Origin of the sequence: Gilliamella apis, assembly GCF_002142155.1 — a bacterium.
Taxonomy (GTDB): Bacteria; Pseudomonadota; Gammaproteobacteria; order Enterobacterales; family Orbaceae; genus Gilliamella; species Gilliamella apis.
The window spans coordinates 89,329-112,175 of record NZ_NASD01000001.1 but is presented as its reverse complement, the minus strand read 5'-3'; the positions used below and the strand labels follow the sequence as shown (position 1 = coordinate 112,175).

General features: G+C 36.0%; 26 protein-coding genes. 21 read left to right on the top strand and 5 right to left on the bottom strand.

Translation table 11 applies throughout. From position 1 onward, the window contains the following. Positions 1–62 precede the first annotated feature (62 nt). Entirely contained in the window at positions 63–1,343 is a 1,281-nt protein-coding gene (gene pepB, locus B6C84_RS00560; protein WP_086353757.1) for an aminopeptidase PepB, read from the bottom strand. Positions 1,344–1,444: 101 nt separating this feature from the next. On the opposite strand from pepB, the gene B6C84_RS00555 reads away from it, so the two are divergent. After that, positions 1,445–2,209, top strand: coding sequence for a tyrosine-protein phosphatase (locus B6C84_RS00555; RefSeq protein WP_086353756.1), 765 nt, complete (start codon positions 1,445–1,447; stop codon positions 2,207–2,209). Positions 2,210–2,311: 102 nt separating this feature from the next. Continuing rightward, the gene (ftnA, locus tag B6C84_RS00550) at positions 2,312–2,833 is read left to right on the top strand and encodes a non-heme ferritin (RefSeq protein WP_086321178.1); all 522 of its coding nucleotides are present in this window, start codon (positions 2,312–2,314) and stop codon (positions 2,831–2,833) included. 48 nt (positions 2,834–2,881) lie between these two features. On the opposite strand, the gene B6C84_RS00545 is transcribed toward ftnA, so the two are convergent. Beyond that, positions 2,882–3,499, bottom strand: coding sequence for a 4'-phosphopantetheinyl transferase family protein (locus B6C84_RS00545; protein WP_086353755.1), 618 nt, complete (start codon positions 3,497–3,499; stop codon positions 2,882–2,884). 98 nt (positions 3,500–3,597) lie between these two features. Between B6C84_RS00545 and metC the strand changes: the two genes are divergently transcribed. The 3 genes from metC (at position 3,598) to B6C84_RS00530 (ending at position 7,616) form a co-directional block, all read left to right on the top strand. Further along, positions 3,598–4,815: a cystathionine beta-lyase gene (gene metC, locus B6C84_RS00540; RefSeq protein WP_086353754.1), complete on the top strand. Its 1,218-nt coding sequence runs from the start codon at positions 3,598–3,600 to the stop codon at positions 4,813–4,815. Between the two features lie 11 nt (positions 4,816–4,826). Beyond that, positions 4,827–6,131 carry a tRNA lysidine(34) synthetase TilS gene (tilS, locus tag B6C84_RS00535; protein ID WP_086353753.1) on the top strand — a complete coding sequence of 435 codons (1,305 nt, stop codon included), beginning with the start codon at positions 4,827–4,829 and terminating at the stop codon, positions 6,129–6,131. Positions 6,132–6,446: 315 nt separating this feature from the next. Then, positions 6,447–7,616 (top strand): serine hydrolase domain-containing protein, encoded by a 1,170-nt coding sequence (locus B6C84_RS00530; RefSeq protein WP_086353752.1) that lies wholly within the window; start codon positions 6,447–6,449, stop codon positions 7,614–7,616. A 321-nt stretch (positions 7,617–7,937) separates the two neighbouring features. On the opposite strand, the gene B6C84_RS00525 is transcribed toward B6C84_RS00530, so the two are convergent. Then, complete coding sequence (locus tag B6C84_RS00525) at positions 7,938–10,139, bottom strand: heavy metal translocating P-type ATPase (protein ID WP_086353751.1); 2,202 nt, start codon at positions 10,137–10,139, stop codon at positions 7,938–7,940. A 204-nt stretch (positions 10,140–10,343) separates the two neighbouring features. Here B6C84_RS00525 and B6C84_RS00520 point away from each other — a divergent pair, with 204 nt between their 5' ends. Next, positions 10,344–10,664: a winged helix-turn-helix transcriptional regulator gene (locus tag B6C84_RS00520; protein WP_086321243.1), complete on the top strand. Its 321-nt coding sequence runs from the start codon at positions 10,344–10,346 to the stop codon at positions 10,662–10,664. An 88-nt stretch (positions 10,665–10,752) separates the two neighbouring features. Here the strand turns inward: B6C84_RS00520 and suhB are convergent, their stop codons facing one another. Next, a complete protein-coding gene (gene suhB / locus B6C84_RS00515) occupies positions 10,753–11,556 on the bottom strand; it encodes an inositol-1-monophosphatase (protein WP_086353750.1) in 804 nt (267 codons plus the stop codon). Positions 11,557–11,828: 272 nt separating this feature from the next. On the opposite strand from suhB, the gene B6C84_RS11515 reads away from it, so the two are divergent. The 10 genes from B6C84_RS11515 (at position 11,829) to B6C84_RS00465 (ending at position 18,625) form a co-directional block, all read left to right on the top strand. Continuing rightward, positions 11,829–11,981 (top strand): hypothetical protein, encoded by a 153-nt coding sequence (locus B6C84_RS11515; RefSeq protein ID WP_165755129.1) that lies wholly within the window; start codon positions 11,829–11,831, stop codon positions 11,979–11,981. A 171-nt stretch (positions 11,982–12,152) separates the two neighbouring features. Then, complete coding sequence (locus B6C84_RS00510) at positions 12,153–13,217, top strand: VENN motif pre-toxin domain-containing protein (RefSeq protein WP_086353749.1); 1,065 nt, start codon at positions 12,153–12,155, stop codon at positions 13,215–13,217. A gap of 183 nt (positions 13,218–13,400) precedes the next feature. Beyond that, positions 13,401–13,883, top strand: coding sequence for a hypothetical protein (locus B6C84_RS00505; protein WP_086321172.1), 483 nt, complete (start codon positions 13,401–13,403; stop codon positions 13,881–13,883). Positions 13,884–14,117: 234 nt separating this feature from the next. Further along, entirely contained in the window at positions 14,118–14,327 is a 210-nt protein-coding gene (locus B6C84_RS00500; RefSeq protein ID WP_086321171.1) for a hypothetical protein, read from the top strand. Continuing rightward, complete coding sequence (locus tag B6C84_RS00495) at positions 14,324–14,527, top strand: CPCC family cysteine-rich protein (RefSeq protein WP_086321170.1); 204 nt, start codon at positions 14,324–14,326, stop codon at positions 14,525–14,527. The genes B6C84_RS00500 and B6C84_RS00495 overlap by 4 nt, the downstream gene beginning before the upstream one ends. Positions 14,528–14,653: 126 nt before the next feature. Beyond that, positions 14,654–15,946, top strand: coding sequence for a VENN motif pre-toxin domain-containing protein (locus tag B6C84_RS00490; protein ID WP_086353748.1), 1,293 nt, complete (start codon positions 14,654–14,656; stop codon positions 15,944–15,946). Between the two features lie 3 nt (positions 15,947–15,949). Continuing rightward, positions 15,950–16,264 (top strand): hypothetical protein, encoded by a 315-nt coding sequence (locus B6C84_RS00485; protein WP_086353747.1) that lies wholly within the window; start codon positions 15,950–15,952, stop codon positions 16,262–16,264. Between the two features lie 946 nt (positions 16,265–17,210). Then, on the top strand, positions 17,211–17,501 hold the full coding sequence (locus tag B6C84_RS00475; RefSeq protein WP_165755128.1) for a VENN motif pre-toxin domain-containing protein: 291 nt from the start codon (positions 17,211–17,213) through the stop codon (positions 17,499–17,501). Next, positions 17,502–18,296, top strand: coding sequence for a DUF6862 domain-containing protein (locus tag B6C84_RS00470; RefSeq protein ID WP_342351430.1), 795 nt, complete (start codon positions 17,502–17,504; stop codon positions 18,294–18,296). After that, positions 18,296–18,625, top strand: coding sequence for a hypothetical protein (locus B6C84_RS00465; protein ID WP_034901483.1), 330 nt, complete (start codon positions 18,296–18,298; stop codon positions 18,623–18,625). The genes B6C84_RS00470 and B6C84_RS00465 overlap by 1 nt, the downstream gene beginning before the upstream one ends. A 70-nt stretch (positions 18,626–18,695) precedes the next feature. Here B6C84_RS00465 and B6C84_RS00460 read toward each other — a convergent pair whose 3' ends face one another. Continuing rightward, complete coding sequence (locus B6C84_RS00460; protein WP_086353743.1) at positions 18,696–18,998, bottom strand: SymE family type I addiction module toxin; 303 nt, start codon at positions 18,996–18,998, stop codon at positions 18,696–18,698. 256 nt (positions 18,999–19,254) lie between these two features. Between B6C84_RS00460 and B6C84_RS11765 the strand changes: the two genes are divergently transcribed. The 5 genes from B6C84_RS11765 to ubiU all read left to right on the top strand — a co-directional run bounded on the left by B6C84_RS11765 (position 19,255) and on the right by ubiU (position 22,815). Then, positions 19,255–19,650 carry an EndoU domain-containing protein gene (locus B6C84_RS11765; RefSeq protein ID WP_082205116.1) on the top strand — a complete coding sequence of 132 codons (396 nt, stop codon included), beginning with the start codon at positions 19,255–19,257 and terminating at the stop codon, positions 19,648–19,650. Further along, complete coding sequence (locus B6C84_RS00450) at positions 19,607–20,137, top strand: hypothetical protein (protein WP_133052408.1); 531 nt, start codon at positions 19,607–19,609, stop codon at positions 20,135–20,137. Before B6C84_RS11765 ends, B6C84_RS00450 begins: the two co-directional genes overlap by 44 nt. 253 nt (positions 20,138–20,390) lie before the next feature. Further along, complete coding sequence (locus B6C84_RS00445) at positions 20,391–20,582, top strand: hypothetical protein (protein WP_086353741.1); 192 nt, start codon at positions 20,391–20,393, stop codon at positions 20,580–20,582. 14 nt (positions 20,583–20,596) lie between these two features. After that, a complete protein-coding gene (locus tag B6C84_RS00440; protein ID WP_086353740.1) occupies positions 20,597–21,139 on the top strand; it encodes a hypothetical protein in 543 nt (180 codons plus the stop codon). A gap of 680 nt (positions 21,140–21,819) precedes the next feature. Next, on the top strand, positions 21,820–22,815 hold the full coding sequence (ubiU, locus tag B6C84_RS00435; RefSeq protein ID WP_034901490.1) for a ubiquinone anaerobic biosynthesis protein UbiU: 996 nt from the start codon (positions 21,820–21,822) through the stop codon (positions 22,813–22,815). Positions 22,816–22,847 lie beyond the last annotated feature (32 nt).

Below are 22,847 nucleotides of genomic sequence, written 5' to 3'. Positions count from 1 at the left end.
TTCCTTATATATTTATCAACTTTTTTAAAATTCTATTTAATGCATCATAAAATCATTACTAATCATTTTAATATAGTTAACAAATTAGCTAGCGTTCTTACCCCGATACCTGTTGCGCCAGTTGCCCATAAAGCGGTGGCACTTTTGCGGAATGTCGCTGAACAGTCAATGTGTAGCCAATTTTGTTTATAATTTTTAATAAAATGAGATAAAAATGCCGCGGCAGTGCTGGCACCAGCGGTATTGGGTAATCCTGAATTGGCTATATCCGCAAACGATGATGGAAATTGGCTACGATGAAAATCAGCTAATGGTAATCGCCAAAAAGCTTCATGTTCCGCTTGGCTACTTGCCAATAATTGATTAGCAAATTTGTCATCAAATGAGAGTAATGATTGATAATCATTACCTACTGCAATTTTTGCTGCTCCAGTAAGGGTTGCGCAATCAATAATATAGTGAGGCTTATCACTGTCAGCACTAATTAACCCGTCAGCTAAAACTAATCGTCCTTCCGCATCGGTATTATCCACTTCAACTGTTTTACCATTACGATATCGAATAATATCACCCAGTTTAAATGCCTTACCACTCACCAAGTTATCAGCACAACATAGATAAAGTTTAATACGATGTTTAACTCCTCGGGCAATAGCAAGTGCCAGAGCACCAGTTACTAATGCCGCGCCCCCCATATCCGATCGCATTGATTCCATAAAACTGCTTGGCTTTAAGCTATAACCACCAGAATCAAAAGTGATACCTTTACCGACTAAACAAGCGACAATTGGCGCTTTGGGGTTGTTAGTCGGATTATAATCAAGCTCAAGTAACGCTGCCGGCCGATCAGATCCTTTGCCAACCGTATAAATTCCCATATAATCCTGTTCTTTTAATGCTTCGCCGGAAATAATGTTATAGGTAATATCAGAAGAATAATTGCTGATTAAGTTTGCACTTTGCGTGGCCAATTCTAGAGGACTTAATGTTTCTGCTTGTTGATTAACAATATCTCGACACCAATCAATAATTGCTAAGCGATATTTTAGTTCTTGTTTATCATGGCTATTAAGTTTTGCCCAACTCACCTTATTATTATTTTTGGCATTACGATAACCGAGCCAAAAATGCCAACACGATTCTAGATCCCAATTATCACCACTAAGTTTAACCGACTTAATACCTTGATTATCTAATTTTCTTGCTGCTCGCTGAATGGCGCCATGTCGATGATCCGGTTGATAATGAATGGTAACAGCATCATCTGAAAAACTAAGTAACGCCTCTTTTCCCCACTTTGATGGTGCAGGTTTTTCCGAAAGTAATATAGATAAACTCGACATAATAAATTCCTCAAGCAATAAAAATGCAAAAACGATAAATCAATTCTAATCAGAAACATGTTAAGATAGCAAGCAAAGTTAAGCATAAATAAGGACCTATAATGACATCAGTTGTACCAATCCAAAATGGCATCAATTTTCGTGACTTAGGTGGCATTAAAACCAGTGATGGTCGCCAAATTCGAACAGGAATGTTGTATCGTTCAGGTGAATTTTCACGTCTTAATGATAGTGAAAAAAATTTTTTATCTGATGAGCTTAATTTGCATTATGTATTAGATTATCGTGATCAACATGAAATTGATCGTCATCCCGATAATCTTTGGAATAACAGTCAATATATTAATGTGCCAGCAAACCCATTAAGTGATGAAATTACAGCAAGCCTAACCAGTGATGATATTTTCGTTATGAAAAAATATTCACCGTTTGATTTTATGATTAAACTTTATCAATTATTACCTTTTAATAATCTTGCTTATAAAAAGTTAACATCACTACTACTTAGTGCTAATGGAAAACCCTTAGTGCAACATTGTGCAGTAGGTAAAGATAGAACTGGTGTTGGCGTAGCTTTAACCCTATTTGCATTGGGGGTAAGTGAAGACGTAGTTATGCAAGATTACTTACTTACCGAGCGCCATTTAAATGATTATCGTCAAGCCATACTCAGCCAAAATGAAAGTAAATTATCGGCTGAAGAGTTTGAGAAACAGAAAATCATTTTTGCGGCTAAACAAGAGTTTTTAACCGCAGCTCTTGATGAAATCAAAAAACGCTATACCACCATCGACGATTGGTTAACTAAAGAGTATCAATTGGATGATAAAAACAGGAAAATTCTGCAAGATATTTATCTGATATAAATAACCTAAGGGGATGGGTCATCACTGTGCTCTTATTATAATCAGATTATCTTTAAAGACAGAGAAGTGAAAACAATAAAATAACAATGTGAGGCAAATAAAATGTTAACCAACCAAATGGTCAAAAAACTTAATGACCAATTAAATCTAGAATTCTACTCTTCTAACCTTTACCTACAAATGAGCGCATGGTGTGATGATCAAAATTTTCCATCTTTCGGAAAATTTTTAAGAGATCATGCTGGAGAAGAGCGGCAACATATGGAACGCTTATTTGATTATGTGTTAGATTGCGGTTCGTTAGCGCTTATTGGCAAAATTGCAGCGCCAGAATCAGAATATAAATCACTACTTGATGTGTTTAAAGCGGCATATCAACATGAACTTAAAATTACCAAAGAAATTAATGAACTTGTTGACTATGCTTTAACGCAAAAAGATTTTTCAACCTTCAACTTTTTACAATGGTATGTAGCTGAACAACATGAGGAAGAAAAACTGTTCAAGAGCATTGTTGATAAACTCGAATTAGTTGGTGAAAACAAACGTGATTTATTCTTTATGGATAAAGACTTCAATAAAACATTAAGTGAATCAGGCCTAACGAGCTCAAGCGAAGAGTAAATTGATGATATTAATCTGCTACCACATTAGTAGCAGATTATTAATAGATTAAGTTTGCAAGATAAATTTTTTGATTGGTTTATTCTGATTAACGGCAAGATGAACCGATGCCACTTGCTGATATTGATAATAAAAATCCTGTCCAAATGGCGCACTAATCAACTGGTTTGCGACATCAACTTTTACCGATTTCATTTGCCAAACGCCTTTGGCATATAATTTAAGAGCTGACTCTTTTAATGTCCAAAGTTGCCAAAATGCGGTTAAAGTATCACGTTGTTTTAACATCCATTGATATTCATCATTAGCAAAAATACTTTCAGCGACATTCAAATAATTTTTACGTTGTCGAGCAACTTCAATATCAAGGCCGACTTGACCATTTAGCGATATTGCAACCGCCACCCAATCTTGGCTATGACTGATATTAAAATCAGGCAGGTTATGTTGTAAAAAGCAAGGACGGCTATTATCACCAATAATGATGGGAGGCAAACTATCAATATGACAATACTGTTTAAGTAAACTAGCTAAAATTGAACGACAGACTAAAAACTGTTTTTTACGTGTACCCTTTAATAATTCAGCATCATCAATGACCTGTGGTGATAATAGCGAATAGTTCACTTCAACCGTATCTAAATGGGCAAGTTGGACAATTAACATGTTGTGTAAGCCAGTTTAAACAAAAATTATTTTTTACTATTTTAACAGCATGCTATGCTAACTGTTATCGAAATTTATCGGTTCACTAAGGATGCATCATGTCATTACAAACAAAATTAGTTCATGCTGGTCGAAAAAAACGTTATACCCAAGGTGCTGTTAACTCCGTTATTCAGCGAGCATCATCGCTGGTTTTTGATTCATTAGAAGCGAAAAAAGACGCGATGGAAAATCGAGCCAAAGGCGGATTATTTTATGGTCGACGCGGCACATTAACTCATTTTGCCCTGCAAGATGCCATGGTGGAAATTGAAGGTGGTGCTGGTTGCTACCTCTATCCTTGCGGTGCGGCAGCCATTGCAAATGCCATTTTAGCTTTTGTAAAAACCGGTGATCATATTCTGGTATCAGAAGCCAGTTACGAACCAACGCAAGAATTTTGTGAACATATACTCAAAGATTTTGGTGTGGAAACCGATTATTTTTCTCCGCTAATTGGTCGTTATATCACGAATCATATTAAACCAAATACCAAAGTGGTATTTCTTGAATCACCAAGCTCAATCACTATGGAACTGCATGATGTGCCAGCAATTGTTAAAGCGATTCGCAGTGTTAATCCAGAAATTGTCATTATGATGGACAACACTTGGAGTGCTGGTGTTTTATTCAAAGCGTTAGAGCATGATGTTGATATCTCTATTCAAGCCGGCACTAAGTACTTAATCGGCCACTCCGATGCTATGTTAGGTACGGCTGTTGCTAATCAACGATGTTGGGATCAATTACGTGAACGCTCTTATTTAATGGGACAAATGTGTGATGCCGATACCGCCTATATGGCAGCTCGTGGATTACGAACCTTAGCGGTTAGACTAAAACAACATCACGAAAGTAGCTTAAAAGTGGCAAACTGGTTAACTAATCATCCTAAAGTGGCAACGGTTAATCATCCGGCTTTGGCAAGTTGTAAGGGACATGAGTTTTTTAAACGTGATTTTAGTGGTGCTAGTGGTCTATTTTCTTTTGTACTTAAAGATCATTTAAGCGACGTGCAACTATCTGATTTCTTGGATAATATGACTCACTTTTCAATGGCGTATTCATGGGGTGGATTTGAATCATTGATTTTAGCCAATCAACCTGAAGATCTGGCAAAAATACGCCCGGTATCAGGTGTGGATTTCACGGGTACATTAATTCGATTACATATTGGCCTTGAAGATCCTGATGATTTAATCGCCGATCTTGCCGCTGGCTTAGATAGAATTAAATTGCATAAAAACAAAGTGAATGCATTACAAAGTTTAGTATAAATGGATAACCGATGAGTCATCAAAATCAAGCTAAGACTAAAAGTATTATTGAACAAACAATTTTACAACATCTAAACGGTCGACAATCGCTACTGGTTGCTTTTAGTGGTGGTGTCGATTCGACTGTTTTACTGCAAGCATTAGTCAACTTGAGACAAAAGTCACAAAATTTACAACTTAGAGCCATTTATATTCACCATGGTTTAAGCAAAAACGCTGATAGTTGGGCGGAACATTGCCAGCAACAATGCAATGTTTGGCAAATTCCTTTGATTATTGAAAAAGTCAAACTTGATAGAGCGGCGGGCAATATTGAAGAACAAGCCAGAGAAGCTCGCTATCAAGCTATTTATCGACATTTAAAAAGTGATGAGTTGTTATGTACTGCCCAGCACCTTGACGATCAATGTGAAACTTTCTTCCTAGCCTTAAAACGTGGTAGTGGCCCAACAGGATTATCCGCTATGCCTCTTGAAAGTGGTCAACATCTTCGGCCATTATTAACGATCTCGCGTGAAGAAATTGAACAATATGCCAATCAACATCTATTAAGTTGGATTGAAGATGAAAGTAATCAAGACGACCATTATGACCGTAACTTTTTACGTTTAAAGGTACTGCCAACGCTTAATCAGCGTTGGCCACATTTCTCGCAAATGGTGGCACGTAGTGCCGAGTTATGTCAACAGCAAGAAGCATTAATCCATGAGCTTTTATCGACAGAATTTAAGCAAATTATTGGCAATGCCAAACAACTTAATATCCAACCACTACGTGATTATTCAGATTATAAACGTAATGCAATATTGCGGATGTGGTTTAAAGAACAACATATCGGCATGCCAAGTCAAAAGCAACTGTCATTAATTTGGCAAACCGTTATTCAAGCGAAAGAAGATGCTAATCCACAATTTATTTTACATAACCGACAGATTCGCCGCTATCAAAACCAACTCTATTTATTACCTTTATATCAAGATATTGAACAGCAAATCCTGCCTTGGGATTTAAATACTTCGCTAACCTTGCCGGATAATTTAGGCGTATTACAGTCCAATTATCAAACCAAGTTAACTTGTCGTTTACCACAAAAAGAGGAAAGCGTTTCGGTGCGTTTTCATGCCCAAGGTCAATTTCAAATTGTGCAGCGCAAAGGATCACGATCAATAAAAAAACTATGGCAAGAACACCATATTCCACCTTGGCAGCGCACTCGTATTCCATTAATTTACTATAATGAACAATTGATTACTGCCGTCGGGGTATTTGTTACTGAACAAGGTAAGGGATCACAAGTTGGTTTTAATCTAAAATAAATCATAAAAATAAAATGTGCTTGAGTCTAATTGACACGAAATCGAATTCAATCATACTAACCTGAATTGGATTATATAATTAAGTAACCTCATACATAACAGAGCTATCGTTCTTCATGGCTAAACAGCATACACTTTACACTTACAAATTAAATGGAACTGATAATAGAAAAATAATGTTAAATTACATAAGTATAACTATTAATAGGAAACCAACTAAACATCGTCAAAATAAATTCATTTAGCATATTTATTATCTTACAAAAAACATATACTATTAGGTGAAATAATAATCAATCAAGAGTTAAGACAAAAATGAAAGTTAGTCGTTTTTCTGCAAATGTTGGACAAGCAATCAATAAAGTGAATCAATATGCGATAGATAAAAAACATATAGTTGGATCTGTTGTTATGGTTGCTAAAGAGGGACAAATAATCTATCAACAAGCATCCGGCTATGCTGATAAAGAACAAAAATTAACCATGCAAGTTGACTCACAATTTTTGCTTTCATCCGTTACCAAACCGATAGTTAGTGCAGCCGCATTATATTTAGCAGAAAAAGGGCTACTAAAATTGGATTCGCCTGTTACTGATTATCTACCTTATTTCACTCCAAAACTAGAAAATGGCCAGCAACCAGTTATTACTTTGCATCACTTATTAACCCATAGTGCGGGACTAAAATATCGTTTTTGCGAACCTCATGGTGAAGGCATTTATAATACATTACAGATTTCAGACGGCTTTGATCAAATAGCAACTGATTTAGATGAAAATCTTCATCGATTATCAAAAGCTCCTCTTCTTTTTGCTCCTGGAACAAATTGGTGTTATTCATTGGCATTAGATGTCCTAGGTGGAGTATTAACTGCTGTCACTCAACAGCCATTAGAAGAAATAATAAAAACTACCATAACGATTCCTTTGAATATGTCAAAAACCGGCTTTACCATACCAGATAATAATCAATTAGTTACTCACTATTATAATGCTTTACCGGAACCATTACCTATGCCAAGCCCTTATTTTATGCAATTAGATGAATCATCGAATAACGGGATTGTTTCTTATGATCCTAAACGCATATTTAATCCTAAAGCCTATCATTCAGGTGGGGCTGGTATGGTTGGTACTGCACCTGATTTTATGCAATTTCTGTTATCACTAACTTCAATAAATAATGATTTAAGTAACAATAAACTAATGGATACAATGGCGAAGTGTTATATAAATAGTAAATATGGTACAAAAGGACCAGGATGGGGATTCGGTTATGGTGGTGCGGTGCTTGATGACCCGATCTTAGCACAAACACCTCAGAGTAAAGGAACTATTCAATGGGGTGGTGTGTATGGTCATAATTGGTTTTATGACCCTCAACAAGAATTAGCTGTAGTCATTTTGACTAATACCGCAATTGAAGGAATGTTGGGACGCTATCCAGTAAAAATTAGAGATGCTATTTATCATTGTTTAGCATGATACTATTCCGATAGGAAAATTTTGTCGGTTTTTGGCTTTAATTTATCTGAAAATGATTTACCGATTGAAAAAACACCCTATAAGATGGTGCTTTTTCAATCAAGTATTTGAATTTTCATATAGTGAAATATTTATACTTATCCAATTAATCGTTTTTTCAGTTAGTTTCATTCTGATTTATATTATATTCGCCACTAATCTACTCCTTGTTAGATCTGAGCAATAAAAAGGATCCAAAATCAACTAATTTGGAACAATATTTGCATTAATGACTTGTTCTAAAATTAATTTATTACCATAAAGAATTAGGTCAAAATAAAATTATTTTGACCCAGAACGTGCTTGCCAACGTTTTAACAATAAAGCATTAGTCACCACACTTACACTGCTAAGTGCCATAGCCGCACCGGCTATCATTGGATTTAAGAAGCCGAAGGCAGCGAGTGGAATGCCAATTAAATTGTAGAAAAATGCCCAAAATAAGTTTTGTTTAATTTTATTGTAGGTTCTTCGTGAGATATCAATGGCATCAGCAATTAAAAATAGATTGCCGCGCATCAAGGTTATACTTGCTGCATGCATAGCGACATCTGTCCCCGTTCCCATGGCAATACCAATATCAGCCGCAGCTAAAGCTGGCGCATCATTAATACCGTCACCCACCATTGCCACTTTATGATTGCTATCACTATTGTTATTATTTAGACTTTCTTTTTGTAATTGATAAATATAATTGGCTTTATCTTGCGGTAAAACCTCTGCAATAACTTTATCTAAATTTAATTGCTGTGCTACATAATTAGCCGCTTGTTGATTGTCGCCGGTTAACATAACCGTATTTACGTTGAGTTGATGTAATGCATCAATGGCGCTTTTCGCTTCCGATTTAATCACATCGGCAAAACCAAATAAGGCTAATATCACAACACCATTTTCCGATTGCTGTTTGGCTAAAAATGAGATTGTATAACCTTTTTGGGTAAGTTCATTAATTTTATCCTGCATATCCACAAAATAGGCATTTAACGATTTCATCCAACGTAAACTACCTAAATAATATTCATGATTATCAATCGTTGCCATTACCCCTGAACCAGCAACTGAGGTAATATTCTGTGCATAATTATACGATTTAGCTTTCGCTAAAATTGCTTTAGCGAGTGGATGTTCACTTCCAGCTTGCATTGATGCCGCTAGTGCGAGAATTTGATCGGCAGTTTCTGTGCCCATTACATCCAGTTCAACTAATTCTGGTTTACCAATGGTTAATGTGCCAGTTTTATCAAATGCTACCGTATTAATGTTATGTAAGGTTTCAAGCGCCTCGGCATCTTTAATCAAAATACCATGGCGAGCAGCAACCCCCGTACCAACCATTATGGCGGTTGGTGTCGCCAATCCTAATGCACATGGGCAAGCAATCACTAACACGGCGACCGCATGTAGTAAAGCTTGCTGCCAATCATGAGAAATAACGCCCCAAGCAAGCAGTGTAATTAGTGCAATCAATAAAATCACGGGGACAAAAATAGCACTAATCCGATCGACAATACGTTGAATTGGTGCTTTTTTCGCTTGCGCAGATTCGACCATAGCGATAATCTTAAACAAAGCCGAATCAGCTTGTACTGCTGTTGTTTTTACTATCAATAATCCTTCACCATTAATGGTGCCACCGGTTACCACACTATTGAGGGTTTTACTAACCGGGAAACTTTCCCCCGTCAACATCGATTCATCACAACTCGATGCGCCGTCAATAACCACACCATCTACCGGAATTCGTTCACCAGGTTTGATCACAACCACATCATCGACCTTAACCTGACTTATCGGCAAACTTACTTCTTGATCGCCTTGTCGAACTAATGCAACTTCCGGGCGCAGCGCGGAAAGTGCTTCAATCGCTTGGGTCGTTTGATGTTTGGCTCTTGACTCTAACCATTTACCAATCAAGATTAACGTAATAATAACCACCGACGACTCGAAATAGAGATGATCGTTATTACCAATAATAAGCTGATAAAGTGACAATCCATAAGCTGCACTGGTACCAATTGCCACTAACAGATCCATATTACCGGACAACGCCTTGGCAGCATTAAAACCACTACGATAAAATTTAGCACCAAGCCCAAATTGCACAACCGAGGCAATCACTAATTGCAACCAAGCTGGCATCATCCAATGAATGCCAAATGGTTCAAGTAACATCGGCAATACAAAAGGAATCGCTAAGATAACCGAGATAATAATCGGCCAGAGTGACGCTTGCTTATTTATATCTTTGGCGTGAATTTCCGGCTCGGTTATCTTTACCGCGTGGTAACCGGCTTTATCGACTGCTGCCATTAAGGTTTCTAATTGCACATTCGTATTGGCTTCAACTGTTGCCTTTTCTGTCGCAAGGTTAACACTAACATCAATCACGCCATCAATCTTTTTTAATGCTTTTTCAACACGACTAACGCATGATGCGCAGCTCATCTCTTCCACAAAAAAACTATATTCGACGGTTTTCATTTGATGTTTCCCTTGGTTTTTGATGTGATTTATATAGCTATTGTAATATTAATTATCCTTTTAACAAGAATGCACTTTTTTGATATATACTACCTAAAAAGATACTATTGAGATAATAATGTGAAAAATAATCCGATTAATACCACTTGTTGTGGAAAAGAACATCAACCTATCACCTGTTGTCCAGTTGATGCCACAATTAATATGATTGGTGGTAAATATAAATCGCTCATTTTATGGAAACTGATGACCGAAACCACCTTGAGATTTTCGCAATTACAGAAAGAAATTCCAACCGCTACCCCGAAAATGTTAACCCAACAGCTACGTGAACTTGAAGCAAATGGCCTAATTCATCGACACGTTTATCCCGTCGTACCACCTAAAGTAGAATATTCTTTAACCAACTTTGGCAAAAGTATCAAACCAGTCCTCGAATCAATGTATACTTGGGGTAGTGACTATTTAAACAATCAAGGCTTACAAGTTAATTGTTCCATGACAGCAATAACTGATCCACAATGACCAATAGCAAATTTATTTTTTTTGATAAACGGTATAAAGACAAAATGCAGGGATAAGACAGCCCCGCATTTAGATAAAGAAAGTAAAACTAATTACGCAAATTTTCTGGCCAATCGTTTTGAGTAGAAACAAGCAGATCTTTAACGATTCTTGGATTGCCTGCAACTATGTTACCAGAAACCATATAATTATTACCGCCAGCAAAATCAGTAACCACGCCACCAGCTTCACGTAAAATCAGCTCACCTGCAGCAATATCCCATGGTTTTAAGCCAATTTCAAAAAAGCCATCTAAGCGCCCTGATGCGACATAAGCCAGATCTAACGCGGCTGAACCACTACGACGAAAATCACCACATTTAGTAAATAGCTTTTGCAATACCGCGAAATAACAATTACTGTGTTGTTTAGCTTTAAAAGGAAAAGCTGTTGCAAGCACACTACCCTCTAAATCTTTCGCATTACTTACTCGAATACGGTAACCATTTAACTGCGCACCTTTACCTCGAGCAGCCGTGAAGAGTTCATTACTCATCGGATTATACACGACAGCAACTTCCGTTTTACCTTTAACTCGAGCGGCAATCGAAACCGCAAAATGAGGAATATTCTTAATAAAATTAGTAGTACCATCAATTGGGTCGATAATCCATTGCGTGTCAGCATCATTACCTTTAGCCAGTCCGCTTTCTTCGGCAATAATCGTATGGTCAGGATACGCTTTTTTGATTGTTTCAATAATTAAAGCTTCAGCAGCACGATCGGCGTTAGTAGCAAAATCGTTAGCACCTTTAGTGTCAATTTCGATTGAACTTGGATTTTCATAAGCCTTAATGGCCACATTACCTGCTTTACGAGCAGCACGAATAGCAATATTCAGCATCGGATGCATAATTTTCTTCCAATTGATGATGTTAAAGAACGGGTTGATTTAGCAACACAGCAAGTATTACTAAAAATTGTCGCATAGTATAAAGGTTTTATACTTACTTTGCCAGCCGAGCGACGATAAATTGAAAAATAGACACAATTAATGCAAAAAATCAGGTTATATCAATGTTATAATAACTATCATGGTATAGACTTCTCAATTATTTTTACAAAATAAACCTAAATAAAGCAACTCAAAATAACCATTATCTAAAAAATAATTAACCAATTAGAATGGTTGTTGGTAGTAATGTTTTTTCACCGACCAGTGGCCAACCAACCATTTATTACCACAACGATGAAGCCTCGAATATTACCCATGCGGCAATTAGTGACGGTGAATTAATCATTCGTGACCCAGATAAGCAAACACAAGATATTAATTAACTCAGTCATGATACCGAAAATGCCCATAGCAAACTCAAAACAATCTTTAATAAAGAGGATGAGCAGACCAGATTAAACATTGTTACTAGCTTAAAAGAGTTAGGAGAGCAGGTTAAAGAGCTCGAACGCACTATTCATAAAGATGCCGGTAAAGACTCACAAGATGGCAAAATGGGCAATGACTTTAGTAAAGGCGTTGACTCAGCCGTATCGATTATTACCGGCATTATCACCGGCGATATGACCGGCGGCTTAGCTGGCGCTAGTGCGCCATGGCTAGCTGAGCAGATAAAGATACAAGCCGGTGATAACGAAACCGCAAGGTTAGTTGCCCATGCAATACTTGGTGCGGTAGTTGCTGAGCTACAAGGCAACTCAGCATTATCTGGTGGAGCGGGTGCAGTGGTGGGTGAAGTTGCGGCAGATATCATCCGCAAACAACTGTATGGCAAAGAAGTCAAAGATTTAACCGAAGCAGAAAAACAAACCATTAGCGCACTATCTCAACTAGCATCCGGCCTTGCGGTAGCTGCCGGCGGTGGTAATTTTGGCGATGCCAGTGCGGCTATTAGTAGCAGTAAAAATGCGGTTGAGAATAATTATTTGAGTGTAAATGAAGCTAAGCGAAAAGCTTATTTGACTTGGATAAAGCCAAACTATCTAGGTGAGGAATTAACAGAAGATGAAAAAGAGGTTGCTAGAAGTTTAACAAATGCTGATTTATATAGAGAAGACTCAAAAAATCTTAACGAAGCATTAGTCGGTTTAGATCCCAACAGCATTATTCATTTAATTTCAATTGAAGCAATTGCAAAAGAGACAGGTAGAGATGTAAAAGATGTTGCTCAACAGTATAAATATGTTATGGCTGCACATGGAATTGTATCTTCATTGGCTGGTTTGTATGGAGGAGTAAATTTTACGCAACCAAATACCAATATAGGTAAACCCGGTAATATTGTTAATAAGGTTGATGATATTGCAGGAAAGGGGAAAGGATCAAGGAAAGACAACACTACAGGAGAGGTAAATCAAGTAAAACCACAGGTATTAGATCCAATTTATGCAAATGATACTTGGAAACCGATAAAACGTTTTGAACTTGTACAAAAAGATGGTGTTTGGTACACAGTAGGGAATAATGGAACCATGTTCAGAGCTAGGGGAACATATGATTATGTTACAATCAATGGAAAATATATGTATCAAAGACTTCTTCACCGGGGCAAGATGTAGGTCATTTTGATATTTCAAGAGGAGCTAAGCAAGTTGATTATACTGGTTCTGTTCAATTTGGATGGAATAGTGGGACAAGAGGTGTATTAAAAGGATTTGATAATTCGTCTGGTCATTATAAACCTAGTGCAAATGATGCTCATCAATCAGGTTTCCCATTAGATAAATTTAAAGGAATATATGATGTTAAATGAGATTATAAATAGGCTACCAGATGGTAGAGCTGAGAAAGATTTAGCTCGATATTTACGAACATTATCAGAAGATGAGATAGTTCTCTTAGTTGAGTCTTTACTTAGGCATGATTCAGCTATAATTAGGGGAACAATTCTAAAGTTGATACCTAAAATTATTAGTAGTCATCATGTTTTAATAAAATTTCTAGATATAGGACTTGCAAAGAAAAATGAATCAAAAATAAAGTTCTGGATTAATGCTACTTCTTCTGGTCTAGGTTATAAAAGGTTATTACAACATTTGTTAAAAGTAGCTGAAACAAATCCTGACTGGATTGTATATGCATGGTATCAGCTAGTACCTATAATTAAAAAAGAGGCTCCAGATCAAGTAGATAAACTACAAAAGATCAAAGATATTATCGACAATAATTTGTGTGATGAATTGAAAGATTTTTGGCAAAGAAATCAGAATGCAGTGCCTCTTTAATATGTTTTTTTGATAAAAAATATTCCAATAACCTATTCTCTATCAATCAGTTCTGCGATCTCTATCGCAGAACTGAGTTAATTATTTACTGAATATGCGATCTACTTCGCAAGTTGGACAATCAGCTTACCTTTTTTAGCGGTAATGGTGACAGGTTGTCATGTAGTGAATCCAAGTTCATTTAGTCCATTGTTTTTGATAGTACTTTTAAAATTTATATTGATAAGGTTGCGGATGTTTGAAAAACATGGAGTAAAAGGTGTAACTATTCATAATTTTGTTAGAAGTGCGCCAGAAGGAACTCTAATAAAAGTTAGAAAAAATGGAGATACTTTATATTACAATCCAAAAACAAATATATTTGCTATAAAAAATGCAGATGGTACACCGAGAACAATGTATAAGCCGGAAAAAGGTATGGAATATTGGGATAAACAAAAATGATAGATATAAACGATAAGTATTTTTGTCCTTGTTGTGGAAATGAAACTATTAGTTCACCTGGAGAGTATGAAATCTGTAATATATGTGGCTGGGAAGATGATCCAGTTCAATTTGAAGATCCTGATTTTTCTGGTGGAGCTAATAAGATGAGTTTAAATGAAGCACGGATAGCATATATAAATGGAGATAAAATATACTAAAAAGCAGATCCCAGCCCCAAAACTGGGATTTTTTATATCTATAGTTTACTTCGTAAGTTCACCAGCGGCCTAGCTGGCGCTAGTGCACCATGGTTAGCGGAGCAGATAAAACTGCACACCGGGCATATGGGTGAAGATGGTAAATGGCAAACCGATGATATTGCCAGCAACTTAATTGCTCATGCAATACTTGGTGCGGTAGTTGCTGAGCTACAAGGCAACTCAGCATTATCTGGTGGAGCGGGTGCAGTGGTGGGTGAAGTTGCGGCAGATATCATCCGCAAACAACTGTATGGCAAAGAAGTCAAAGATTTAACCGAAGCAGAAAAACAAACCATTAGCGCACTATCTCAACTAGCATCCGGCCTTGCGGTAGCTGCCGGCGGTGGTAATTTTGGCGATGCCAGTGCGGCTATTAGTAGCAGTAAAAATGCGGTTGAGAATAATTATTTAAACTCAGATGAGCATCAAACCAAAAAAGGTTTAGAATACAAAGAAAGAAAAGGTATATTAACAGATGAAGAAAAAATGGAATTACTTGAACTTCGTCTTAAAGATGATAGTTTAAGTGATGCATTAATAAATGCGTGTATTGATGTAAATAGTGATGAATGCCATGTGGAACGCCAGAAAGCCTACGATGCTTTAAAAACTTATAAGTATTTAACTTATTCAAATCCTCCAAATGCTCAAATTGGTTACCAAGAAATTGAGCATTTATTGAACAGCACATCAGCAGCAGCAAATGAATTCCATGCTATTTATAATGGATATGTAGTAAGTTTTAAAAGTTTTGGTTACAGTGATGAAGAAGCTCAAGTAATGGCTGGTAGAACCATTGCAATAATGATGATGATTAATGGTTTGGAAGGGCATTTTGCTTTACCTATAATAAATAGAGCATTAAAAGGAAGTAAATTATCAACGGCCAATAAAAGTAAAACTAGTAATATAACGGGAAAATTAGATAAAGATTATTTTGAATCAGTATATGGAAAAGAAAACGTTCAACAAGGTGGTGGAAATTATAAAGAAACAAAGGATAATATAAATAATAATCATGCAGCAAATCAACAGGCTAATAAAAGCAGTAATTTTGATGAACATGTAGTAAATGAGAAAGGCTTGGGGAATGCAGGAAAGCAAACAAATAGATTCGAACCTACAACATTAAGTGAATTACACTCTGATCTTATTTCTAAAGGCTTTCAATTAAAAGGAACTAGTACTGGAGGATATACAACTTATAAACATCCTGACGGACGTATTGTTACAGTAAAACCTACTGGTGAGGTTATCCCTACGAAACCTAAGATTGCGGAAAATGGTAAGAAATACAATGAAAGAACTGACTATGAATTTAATAGATTGAAAGATCAAAGTCATTCAACTGGTCATTTTATCAATAGGGATAAATAATATATGAAAGATCATTATTTGAAATTGGTTGACGTTAATTTATCGTTTTTTTCTGTTAAATTAGATAAAAATGAAGCTAATATAGAAATTTTAAATATGGATAATGGCGACAAGGTTTGCACCATTAATATAAATAACATTATCACATTACAATATCAAAATAATATTGATGAAGAGGATATTTTACCTGCATATATAGGTGAACTTGAGATATTAAAGAACTCAGATGATAATGTATATTATTTAAAGATGCAAGGTTGGGTAGATTTATCCTTAGTTTGTGTAAATTGTTCTATAAGTTATCCATATACAATATAGTTGTTCATCAAGATTCTTCGCCCAAAGAAGGGGGAAAATCTTTGTTTGTACTTTTTATTGCTGAAATTTAAGGGAGATAACTCTGAACCTGATCTAATTCTTGGATGATAACTTATCTATGATATCATAAACAGTATAATTAGCTTACGCAGTGTTTTACTTGTGGTTATTACAGTTTTTGCCGCAGGATAAGGGGCTAGTCATGATTAGTTTTGTCATAAAGTATCGAATATTTTATAAAAAAAGTAACACACATCCTTCATACACATAACCAAAGCAAAAAACATAAAGCAGTTTTATTAACTTGAGCTAAAAAATTTCAAAATGTCCATATAGAAAGATGTGCTATCAAATGTGCATCCTTCTATTTATTTTTACAAATAAACCTCAATAAACCAAATCAAAATAACCATTATCTAAAATATAATCAAAAAATTAGGATAATTGTTGATAGCAGTTTTTCACCAACCAGTGGCCAACCAACCATTTATGACCACAACGATGAAGCCTCGAATATTACCCACGCGGCAATCAGTGACGGTGAGTTAATCATTCGTGACCAAGATAAACAAACACAAGATATTAATGAACTCAGTCATGATACCGAAAATGCCCATAGCAAACTCAAACCAATCTTTAATAAAGAAGATGAGCAGACCAGATTAAACATTGTTACTAGCTTAAAAGAGTTAGGCGAACAGGTTAAAGAGCTTGAACGCACTATTCATAAAGATGCCGGTAAAGACTCACAAGATGGCAAAATGGGCAATGACTTTAGTAAAGGCGTTGACTCAGCCGTATCAATTATTACCGGCATTATCACCAGCGATATGACCGGCGGCCTAGCTGGCGCCAGTGTACCATGGTTAGCTGAGCAGATAAAGATACAAGCCGGTGATAACGAAACCGCGAGGTTAGAGTTGCCCATGCAATACTTGGTGCGGTAGTGGCTGAGCTACAAGGTAACTCAGCATTATCTGGTGGAGCGGGTACAGTGGCCGGTGAAGTTGCGGCAGATATCATCCGCAAACAACTGTATGGCAAAGAAGTCAAAGATTTAACCGAAGAAGAAAAACAAACCATCAGCGCATTATCTCAACTAGCTACTGGTCTTGCCATAGCCGCTGGCGGTGGTAATATTAGCGATGCTAGCACAGCAATTCGTAGCAGTAAAAATGCGGTTGAGAATAATTATTTGAGTGTAAATGAAGCTAAGCGAAAAGCTTATTTGACTTAGATAAAGCCAAACTATCTAGGTGAGGAATTAACAGAAGATGAAAAGAAAGAATTAGAAAATCTCAATAAACTAGATAAAGAACGAGATCAAATTTTACAGGATAATTGTTCATTGGGTAACATCTCAAGCTCAGCTTGTAAAGGATTGCTGCAAGAAGCATGGGAAATGCAGAATGAATATGAAAAAGAGGTTGCTAGAAGTTTAACAAATGCTGATTTATATAGAGAAGACTCAAAAAATCTTAACGAAGCATTAGTCGGTTTAGATCCCAACAGCATTATTCATTTAATTTCAATTGAAGCAATTGCAAAAGAGACAGGTAGAGATGTAAAAGATGTTGCTCAACAGTATAAATATGTTATGGCTGCACATGGAATTGTATCTTCATTGGCTGGTTTGTATGGAGGAGTAAATTTTACGCAACCAAATACCAATATAGGTAAACCCGGTAATATTGTTAATAAGGTTGATGATATTGCTGTAAAAGGGAGTATTCCCGAAATTAAAGGTACTCAAGTCGGATTAAGAGATCCTGCTCAAATTGATTTAATGAAAAGCGATATGCTAAACGGAAGTTTTGAGTTCACGGCTACAAGAGGAAAAATTGCAGGATATATTGATAGTAAAGGAAATTATTATATTACCGGAGGTCATCATAGAATGGCAGCAGCTCAAGAAATATACAAAACTACAGGTGATGCAACATATATCCATAAGCTATTAGAAAATGGTAAATGGGATAAAACTAATAAAGTCCCTGTTGATGCACTGCCTCTACCAACAAGGAAACCATGATGAAGAAAAATGAAATATATGTGGAAATGTTAGGACGAACATTAACTTATATAAGAAACGTGCAGTCACAAGACTCGATTAGAAAGGCGAAAGATATATCATGTTATTATGAGGCTGAATTAGTTCATAATTTATTAATTACTATTTTTGATGCTGAATTTGAGCAGCATGATATTTGGTTTTTAAATCATCAGGCTCGATATTATTATGAGAACTGTAATACCGAAATATCTATTAATTATGATAAGCAAGTTAGTTTTATTAAAGAACTCTTTGCTATGGTTCCTGTAGAACTTAAAAATAAGCTGACATGGAATGGACCCATATAATTTGATCCATTACATGCCATTAGTGAAGTTAACCTCAACTCAATGATAGGGTGGATTCTGACTATCCGTTTTACTGATTAAGCTTAACGGTGATATCACAGATGCGCTGCTGGGTCTGTTGTATCTCTTCGAGTAACTTACGGTTATCCGTCTGGTGTTTAGGTTCGGTGATGATGACTAAACAACCCTGCATCACCCGGATAATCAGCGGTGTACCGGTGGTAAACCAGGCCTGATTTAGCCATTTACCCTTAAGATGAATAGCCGGAATACTGTCATCACTGCGGGACGGCAGATAACCAACGGTGTAATGCCGTTCAATCTTGCTCTTCTGAACAATCATCTTATCCAACGTAGAATATACCTTAGTCATAATAACTACTCCTATAGTTGTTGTGATTAGTAGGTTAGCGGTGGTGGTACACCGTTAATCTGCGTCTATTTTACTGCTCTTCTTTAGCCGCCTTGTCTTATTCAATCAACTGCTTAGCCTGATGTTTTAAAATAATGCTGGAAAAGGCACGACGAGTACAGAAAGTAAAGTAGGAGAGTATCTTGAAGACTTTAAACCATCACCAACACCGACCGAGTTAGTTCAACAACAAGCAGGTAAAGGTACTCAGGTAACAATCAATATCGATCATATTTTAAATGGTGAGATTAAGACTTATAAAAACGGCAAAAAGGTTGGTACAGGAGGACATTATTTAAAAGATCCAAATATTAAAGTAGATAAGTGGACAGGTGAAGCCGATGCAAATGGTGTCACGAAAGGATATATATCGGTCAGAGATCCTGCTACAGGTAAGTGGTATGAAAAGCAGGGTGAAACAACATTCTTCCCTAAGCATTGGTCTAAACGTCAAACTGAAAAGGAAATAAAAAGTGCTTTTGAAAATTCAAAAAGAATACCAAACACAGAAATGTGGGAAGGAACGTCTTCAAGTGGTTTAAAAATGCAAGGATTTTATAAAAAACCTGATGGAACAGGAGCAACAGCATGGCCTATTTATGGGAAAAAATAATATGTTAAATGATAAAATTATATTCTGGTGGGATAATTCAAGTTTTCTTCCTACAGGTGGAAAACTTGTAAAACATCCTAACAGCAAAAAGATATTTGGCTTTGGAGCAAGAGAAATAGCTGATTGGCTAAGAGTTGATATTCAATATTCAATAAACTCAGTCAATATCTGGATTAATAATCTAACCGATTTAGCGAATAGTCGAGCACCAGATGGCATGTTTGGTGTTGGTAATGCTCATTGGGTATTAATTACCGGCGATTATGTATTTATTGGTACTGAATATGTTGAAGAGCAACAGGTTATCCTTACTAGAGAACAGCTTTTATATGTTCTGGAACAATATAAAGCCTTTTTAGAAGGGAACTATGAAGATCCTAATAATCCACCCGCTCCGATAGATGTAGAGTTTATTGCCGAAGGGCAAGAGGCGGTTGATCTCTATAATAGTTTAGAAGGAAGTCATCAAGTTTTCTATCTTGAATAACGAGGATGAGTAGACCAAATAAAACATTGTTATTAGCTTAAAAGAGTTAGGCGAACAGGTTAAAGAGCTCGAACGCACTATTCATAAAGATGCCGGTAAAACGTTAACTCCTGATTTTAATGCTCAGGAAAGCTATCTGAATGGTCAAAAGGTAAAATGGGGAACAGACGGGAGTGTAAGACCAGATTTTTGTAATGGTACTACTTGTTCAATAGAAGTAAAAAATTATGATATACAAAATAATATTAATGGTTTGATTGATAATGTTTCCAAACAAGCCATTGAGAGAAAAAAACATCTACCATCAGGAGTACAACAATTAGTTGTAATAGATATTCGCGGTCAGAAAATGACTGCCTTACAGGAATTTAAAATAAAACAGGGTATAAAAAATAAATCAAATGGAATAATTAAGCCTGAACAAATTGAATTTAAAACAAAATAGGAGGTAAGTAAATTATGTTAATAAAAATTGGTTTCAGAGGTGGTGGTTTAGTTTATGAATTAGGTACAGATAGTGATATGCAGCTATTTTTTGACTGTATTTTATATTATGTTCTACCTAAATATCCTGACCAAAATTGGTCACTGATTACTGACCGCTTATATCGTCGTTATTTAAAATTAGAAGAACTAGATGCCGCCGTAGCATTAATGAAATTGGTAGAAAAAGAGTTTAAACAGTTGGATAGAGAAGCATTTGATTGGAGTAAAATATTATCAGGTCAAGTTAAAAGTGATTTAGATAGAGCTAAATCAACTTTATTTGAAATTTTTAGTAAATATTTTGAAGCATTTTATGAGTGTATTGAATCTGCTATAAGAAATTATGAATGGTTTAAATCAGATCCCGATTATAAATATCAACCGGTAATGGTAGCATATACTACAATACCGGATTTAATTACCTACAAGCTGATCCCTTTATCTGTTTTCGATAATTTACAACCTGATGAAAAACCAATTTGGTGGACAGGTAAAATTCCTAAAACCACAACGTAGTTACTTTTTAGCTTACCTCTAATCCCCTTTCCCTCAAAATTTTAAGGAAAGGGGGGATAGATATTATTACTGATTTTAATTTCACATTAATGTTGTTTTATTGAGTTCGTTTAGTATGTCAAAATCCTGATGTCTAAAATTATCTTCAGCGACTTATTATTGCTTTATTAATAGCCCACGGATATTCAAATATCAATAAGACGGTATACACTCCTCAATTATTTTTACAAAATAAACCTAAATAAAGCAAATCAAAATAACCATTATCTAAAAAATATAATCACCAATTAGAGTTATCACTGGTAATAACTGTTTTTCATCGATTGGTGGATAACCTTGTTTATGACCACGACGATGAAGTACTGCATATCATTCATTCAACAATAAGAAATGATGAATTAATCATGTTGCTATATTTTATTGGGGAAAATATAAAATAAACATTTCTAAGTCACATATGCAAGTCACTAACTTTTACCTAGGTATGACAAAGATTACGCCTAGATAGTTGATAACAGAAACAATTTCATCATTAATTATCTTTTTTAGGCTTTTTACATGACACTATTGATCTATCATTTGTTATGTTTTTAGTGACTTTGCCTGCTTTCTATTCGCATTACAGCCAGAATTATTGCATAATACACGGCGAATAAAATGCAGAATCTAAAGGTATAAATATGGAACTTCTTTGCCCTGCCGGCTCGTTACCATCATTAAAAATAGCAATCGATAACGGTGCTGATGCCGTTTATATTGGTTTGAAAGATGATACCAATGCTCGTCATTTTGCGGGATTAAATTTTAATGAAAAGCGTTTAATTGAAGCATCCGAATATGTACATAAGCATGGTAAAAAGTTACATATCGCAATTAATACCTTCGCTCATCCGGAAAACTTTGAGCGCTGGCAATATGCAGTTGATACAGCGGCAAATATTGGCGCTGATGCTCTAATCATTGCTGATTTAGCCATGCTTGATTATGCAACCGAAAAATATCCTAATCTTGAACGCCATGTTTCGGTTCAAGCATCATCAACCAATGAAGAATCAATCAAGTTTTATCATAATAACTTCCAGGTACATCGTATTGTTTTACCGCGAGTGTTATCGATGCATCAAGTGAAACAGTTATCACAAGTCTCTCCAGTGCCATTGGAAGTGTTTGCATTCGGCAGTCTATGTATTATGGCGGAAGGTCGCTGTTATTTATCCTCATATTTAACCGGTGAATCTCCCAATACCGTAGGAGCTTGTTCACCAGCGAAATTTGTCCGTTGGGAAGAGACCGATAAAGGACTTGAATCTAGACTGAATAATGTATTAATCGATTGCCATAAGAAAGGTGAAAATGCGGGTTACCCAACCTTATGTAAAGGACGCTATTTTGTTGGCGATGAACTTTATCACCCGATTGAAGAACCAACAAGTTTAAATACCATTGAACTGTTACCTGAACTATTTGCGGCTAATATTGCCTCAGTAAAAATTGAGGGTCGTCAACGTAGTCCAGCTTATGTGGAACAAGTGACTAAAGTTTGGCGACAAGCTATTGATCGTTATAAAGCGAATCCTCAAACATTCCAAGCAGAAAAGAACTGGATGGATACATTAGGATCAGTATCAGAAGGTACACAAACGACATTAGGTGCTTACCACCGTAAATGGCAATAAAGTGTAAACATATTTACTCATGTTTACCAATA

Coding starts and splice junctions, on each gene's coding strand:
- suhB (WP_086353750.1), bottom strand. CDS start 11,556: ATGCATCCGATGCTGAATATTGCTATTCGTGCTGCTCGTAAAGCAGGT.
- B6C84_RS00500 (WP_086321171.1), top strand. CDS start 14,118: ATGTTTGAAAAACATGGAGTAAAAGGTGTAACTATTCATAATTTTGTT.
- pepB (WP_086353757.1), bottom strand. CDS start 1,343: ATGTCGAGTTTATCTATATTACTTTCGGAAAAACCTGCACCATCAAAG.
- B6C84_RS00465 (WP_034901483.1), top strand. CDS start 18,296: ATGAAGAAAAATGAAATATATGTGGAAATGTTAGGACGAACATTAACT.
- B6C84_RS00520 (WP_086321243.1), top strand. CDS start 10,344: ATGATTGGTGGTAAATATAAATCGCTCATTTTATGGAAACTGATGACC.
- B6C84_RS00485 (WP_086353747.1), top strand. CDS start 15,950: ATGAAAGATCATTATTTGAAATTGGTTGACGTTAATTTATCGTTTTTT.
- B6C84_RS00490 (WP_086353748.1), top strand. CDS start 14,654: ATGGGTGAAGATGGTAAATGGCAAACCGATGATATTGCCAGCAACTTA.
- B6C84_RS00505 (WP_086321172.1), top strand. CDS start 13,401: ATGTTAAATGAGATTATAAATAGGCTACCAGATGGTAGAGCTGAGAAA.
- B6C84_RS00555 (WP_086353756.1), top strand. CDS start 1,445: ATGACATCAGTTGTACCAATCCAAAATGGCATCAATTTTCGTGACTTA.
- B6C84_RS00545 (WP_086353755.1), bottom strand. CDS start 3,499: ATGTTAATTGTCCAACTTGCCCATTTAGATACGGTTGAAGTGAACTAT.
- B6C84_RS11515 (WP_165755129.1), top strand. CDS start 11,829: ATGGTTGTTGGTAGTAATGTTTTTTCACCGACCAGTGGCCAACCAACC.
- B6C84_RS00450 (WP_133052408.1), top strand. CDS start 19,607: ATGGAACAGGAGCAACAGCATGGCCTATTTATGGGAAAAAATAATATG.
- tilS (WP_086353753.1), top strand. CDS start 4,827: ATGAGTCATCAAAATCAAGCTAAGACTAAAAGTATTATTGAACAAACA.
- B6C84_RS00495 (WP_086321170.1), top strand. CDS start 14,324: ATGATAGATATAAACGATAAGTATTTTTGTCCTTGTTGTGGAAATGAA.
- B6C84_RS00440 (WP_086353740.1), top strand. CDS start 20,597: ATGTTAATAAAAATTGGTTTCAGAGGTGGTGGTTTAGTTTATGAATTA.
- B6C84_RS00525 (WP_086353751.1), bottom strand. CDS start 10,139: ATGAAAACCGTCGAATATAGTTTTTTTGTGGAAGAGATGAGCTGCGCA.
- ubiU (WP_034901490.1), top strand. CDS start 21,820: ATGGAACTTCTTTGCCCTGCCGGCTCGTTACCATCATTAAAAATAGCA.
- B6C84_RS00460 (WP_086353743.1), bottom strand. CDS start 18,998: ATGACTAAGGTATATTCTACGTTGGATAAGATGATTGTTCAGAAGAGC.
- ftnA (WP_086321178.1), top strand. CDS start 2,312: ATGTTAACCAACCAAATGGTCAAAAAACTTAATGACCAATTAAATCTA.
- B6C84_RS00530 (WP_086353752.1), top strand. CDS start 6,447: ATGAAAGTTAGTCGTTTTTCTGCAAATGTTGGACAAGCAATCAATAAA.
- B6C84_RS00510 (WP_086353749.1), top strand. CDS start 12,153: ATGGGCAATGACTTTAGTAAAGGCGTTGACTCAGCCGTATCGATTATT.
- metC (WP_086353754.1), top strand. CDS start 3,598: ATGTCATTACAAACAAAATTAGTTCATGCTGGTCGAAAAAAACGTTAT.